Here is a 4,752-nt window from a genome sequence, read left to right on the forward strand (position 1 = left end):
GTGTTGGGCGCAGATCACCCCGAGACCGCGACCACGGCGCACTACCTGGGCCGCGTCATGTTCGACCACGGCTTGACCGACTTCGCCGAACGCTACTTCGCCGAAGCGCTCGACGCACGCCGCCGGACACTCGGCGAACGCCACCCGGACACCTTGACGAGCCTCAACAATGTCGCCGCCGTGCACTTGGAGCGTGGGCGGTCGGCAGAGGGCGCAGAAGGGCGTCGAGAGCTGGACACCGCCGACGAGGTGCTCCACGAGGTGTTGGCGGCCCGCCGTGAGGTTCTCGGGGAGGACCACCCCGCCACCCTCGTCACTCACCACCACCTGTGTCGCCTGGCGCTGGCCCGCGGTGACCTCGAACTGGCCGAGACGTTGCTCCGACGACTCGCCGAAGCCAGCGCCCGCGTCCTCGGGACGGCGCACCGGCGCACCCTCGACGCGCGCCAAGCGCTGGCCGACGTCCGTCACGAGCGTGGTGACGCGGTGGAAGCCGACGAATTGACCAGGCAGGTCCTCCGAACACGTGAGCAGGTGCTCGGACCCGACCACCCGGCGACCCTGACGTCCCGACACCGGTCGGCGCTGCTCCTGCGCGACCTTGGACAGGCTCGACCGGCGCAGGAACTCATGGCGGAGGTCGTCGCCGCTCGCATCCGGGTGCTCGGACCCCGGCACGACGCGACCCTGCGCGCCTCGGCCGACCTCGCAGCCATGGGAGAGACATGATCAACGCAGCACGAGAGCTGGCCGTCCTGCTGGCGTCCGTCGACGAGCGGGTACGCCGGTTCTGCGCCGGCAACCGGGAAGCGGTGCTGGAGGACGCCGCCGCTGTGGAAATCGAGTCCCTGACCCGCCTGGCGATGGGCGTGGACCACCACGGGCTCCTCGAGATCGAGCGCGTGCGAATCCGCTTCTTCGAATGTAGGGCGCTCGCTCGCCTGTTCGACGAGTACGTCTCGACCCACTACGCCACCTCCGTCCGGAGCGGACGGGTCGCGCACGGCGCCTTCGCCGGGCCGCGGAGGCGGGTCGAGACCGGCTGGGAACCCGACCGGGACGATGTGGCATGCCTGATCACATCCCACCCGGCACTTGGTCCCGCGTCCGCAGTCGATCCGGCTGCGGTCGACGTCCGGACCGCGTTCGGCGCGCCTTCGCCGGGTCACTCGGCCTCCGGCGGGCGGGTTCGCGGCACCGCGCGGCGGCCGGAATCGGCCAGTCCGCTGCGCATGGGGTTTGCCACCGACGTGGTCGGCTACGGGAGGCGTTCGGGGCGGCTGCGGACACTGGCACAGCACCGGGTCTTCAAGTTGACCGTCGCGGTGCTGGAGCACCTCGGCGTCGACCTGCACGACACCGACCACCAGGGCACAGGTGACGGGCTGCTGGTGTTCCTGCCCGCAGGGCTGGATGTGCCCCGGACCGTGCCGAATTTGCTCCAGGGCTGGCGGGACGTGCTGCAAGAGGACAACGAGTTGTACGCCGACCGGCTCCGACTGCGGATGGCGGTGGTCATCGGCCCGGTCGCACCCGGCCCGCTGGGGTTCGTCGGCCCGCCCGCGACCACCGCCGGACGCCTGTTGGACAGCGAGGTCCTTCGAGCGGCCGTGGCAGACAACCCGGGCCGCGACCTCGTCGTGCTGGTGTCCGAAGCGCTGCACTCGTTCGCCGTCGAGCCGACCGACCCGGCGTTCACGCGCCACCCGATCACGGTGAAGGACTACCGCGCCGACGGGTGGCTGTGGGTCGGCTGACCGAGGCCGGTTCATGTGCAATGGCAGACGCCTTTCCAAAAGATGCGGAGAAGAAGGCCGCAAGATTGCGGAATCGACCGGGAGTTCGGATCTCCAACAGTCCTTGCAGGTCAGGATGGTGAGATGTCGGGCGCACTTCGATGGGGAAATGTGTCGAAGCCTGCTGCGCGGGCAATTCCGGAGTGGTGGTTGAATCGGGCTGTCCCCGCCCGGTTCGGGTACCACTCGAGAATAAGAGGACTGTTCACGTTGTCGCTGATAGTTCTTCCCGGCGGTACCCGCGGACGTGGTGACAGTGCTGGGGCCTCGAGGTGATCGGCGGTGAGGTCGATCCCCGTCTGGCGACCGCATCGGGGAATCCGCGGCGCTCGCGCTGAGCGAGCACGGTCAGGGCAAGGGCTGTGACTACCGCCTCGACCGGTGGTTCGACAACGGTCGCAGCCCGTCTGTCGTCGCGATGGTGGTCGAGGTGGACCGGACGGAACGGCGCACGACGAAGCTGGTGCTGAAGACGGTCGGGACCGCCGAGGAACCGATCGCGGAAGCCGAGTTCGCGCGCCACCGACGTGCCCTCCGCGAAGCGCCTGCGTCCTTCGCCGAAGCCCACTTGGCCGCCTTGTGGGGCGATCCGATCCGGGTCGGCGACGGCATGTGGATCACCTTGCAGGTGGTGGCCGGAGACGGTGCCGATGAGATCGAGCCGATGGCGGTCCTGCTCGACCACGCGCTGGGCCGCACAGCGGAGGGAACACCACCCCGCCGCGCGATCGACATCGACCCGGATGTGTTCGCCCGGACGTGCGGCGAGGTGGTCGGGGCGATCCTGCGCGAGTGGAGCGGCAGCCCTCACGCGCCGGACGCGGTCGGCGTCGCCGACTTCCTCGGCGCGCACCTTGGCGACCACCTGACCGACCCCGAACGGCTCCTGCCCTACGTGCGGAGATACCCGGACAGGAACATCGTCCTGGACGGCGCCGACCCGCTGCCCAACCCGCTCGCGCTCGCGCGGGGCACCTACTTCGCCCGGGAACCGCTCGTCCACGTGCTCTCGGTCCGGAGTCACGGCGACCTGCACTCCGACAACGTCCTGGTGGTCGCCAGACCCCGGGTCGACAGCGGACAGTTCTTCCTGATCGACTTGGCGGGCTACGAGCGCCAGGGACCGTCGACCCGGGACCCGACCCACTTCGTGCTCCACCTCATCGCCCGCAACCTGGACGACGTCTCGACCAGGCACCGGGACAGGTTGATCGACCTGCTGCTCGACCCGGACGACCCACTGGCTCCGAACCTGCTCCCGGCGTGGCTGGTGAAGGCGGTGACCGCGGTGCACTCGGCGTGCCACCGGTGGGCGGCCGGCGGTCGCATGGAGACGGAGCGGCGCACGCAGGCGCTCCTGTCGCTGGTCGGGTGCGCGTTGCGGATCATGGGGCGGAAGTCCACCCGGGAGGAGGACAAGCCGTGGTTCCTGCGGTTGGCCGCCAGGGCAGCGGCGAAGTACGTCACCAACGTGGACCCGGACGAGCTGTCGCCGCCACCGGGTACCGCGTCACGGCCGGTCGCGCCGTCCGAAGCGTTCGACGACCTGACGGCGCGGTCGGCCGCCCTGCGCAGGACCCTGCACGTTCCGAAAGTGCACCGGGAGGTGCGTCGCAAGCTTGTCGACGAGGACGTCGTGCCCGCGCTGCTCGGCGGCGGGCCACTCCGCGTCATCACGATCCGCGGCGACGCGGGGGCGGGCAAGTCGACCATCGCCGGACAGGTCTACGACGCCCTGGCCGAGCACGGCGACGTGATCACGCTTGTCGTACCCTGCCAGAACATCGACGCCATCCCCGAATCGGTGCACGGGTTCGACGAGGCCGTCGGTGCGCTGATCGGAACGGACGGCCCGGCGACCGGACTGGTCCGCCGACTGACCGCCTCCGGTAGACGGTCCGTCGTCCTCTTGGACACCGTCGACAACCTGTTGGAACAGCAGACCGGTCCGATCGTCGTCGACTGGCTCGCGCAACTGGTCGAGGAAGGGGCGTCGGTGGTGCTGACCACCCGCCCGTTCCACTTCGACGCGTGGATCAAGCCATACGAGGCGAGGTTGGCAGGGGCATTGCGTCCTCCGACCTCTGTACCGCACCTGGATCGGGAGGAAGTGCTCGCACTCGTCTTCGGGTACGTGACAGCCCACCCCTCCGACAACGTCCCGGATCCAGCCGGGTTCGCCGGCCGGGTCTGGGAGCTCTCGGCCGAACGATCCGCGATGCAGCTCATAGTCCGGAATCCGTACTTCCTCTTCATGCTGTGCGAGACCTTCGTGCCAGCGGGGACGGTGCCGCCCGACTTGACCACGTCGCGGCTGTGCGACCGCTACGTCAAGTTCCGGGTCTACGGCAGCCGCAGGTACCCGACCGGGCACGACGTGCTCAAGGGCAAGAGGCGCCTGTGGCAACTCGTCGCAGGTGAACTGTGGAAGCGGTCGAAGGACCGCATAGCGCTGGTCCTGCCCCAGTCGTGGTTGGACGACAACGCCGACGACCAGGAGGCACTGCGAGACCTGCTCAGCGAGGAGGTGCTGGTCAGGTCACCGGCAGACCCGACATCCGTGCAGTTCAACCACCAGTTCCTGGCCGAGTTCAGCATGGCGATCCACCTGCGCGACCACGGCGTGGACGTGCTGTACCCCCTGCTCGATGCCATGCGCGGGGCGCCCGGGTCGAAGTGGTTCGCGTGGCCGGTCGTGCGCCACGTGCTGGCCAGGGCGTACTCCACCGAAGACCTCGACGCCACGCTCGCCCGAATGGACCTGGCGGAGAACTACGCCTACCAGGTCGCCGCACAAGGGCTGGTGGAGCAGTCGTTCCCAGGCTACCTGGCGAAGCTCGCCGAGCACGAGCGCAACTATGCGTCGCTGTTCACGTTGCAGGTCCTGCACTTCGTCGACGACGCCAAGGTCGGCGAGGCGTTGACCCTGCTCACCTCGGTCCTGGTGCGCGGGGAC

The 4,752-nt window shown here is 69.2% G+C and carries 3 protein-coding genes; all 3 read left to right on the plus strand.

Features of this window, described 5'->3' with window-relative positions; translation table 11 throughout:
• Nucleotides 1-729 (plus strand): tetratricopeptide repeat protein (locus AB0G02_RS28455; protein ID WP_360799673.1); only part of this gene is annotated, 729 nt, incomplete at its 5' end.
• Nucleotides 726-1,757, plus strand: a complete 1,032-nt coding sequence (locus AB0G02_RS28460) for a hypothetical protein (RefSeq protein ID WP_360799676.1) — start codon at nt 726-728, stop codon at nt 1,755-1,757. The genes AB0G02_RS28455 and AB0G02_RS28460, both read left to right, overlap by 4 nt.
• 469 nt (nt 1,758-2,226) lie before the next feature.
• On the plus strand, nt 2,227-4,752 hold a 2,526-nt coding region (locus tag AB0G02_RS28465; RefSeq protein WP_360799679.1), incomplete at its 3' end, for an NACHT domain-containing protein.

This window comes from Actinosynnema sp. NPDC023658 (assembly GCF_040639995.1).
GTDB lineage: Bacteria > Actinomycetota > Actinomycetes > Mycobacteriales > Pseudonocardiaceae > Actinosynnema.

Coding starts and splice junctions, on each gene's coding strand:
- AB0G02_RS28460 (WP_360799676.1), top strand. CDS start 726: ATGATCAACGCAGCACGAGAGCTGGCCGTCCTGCTGGCGTCCGTCGAC.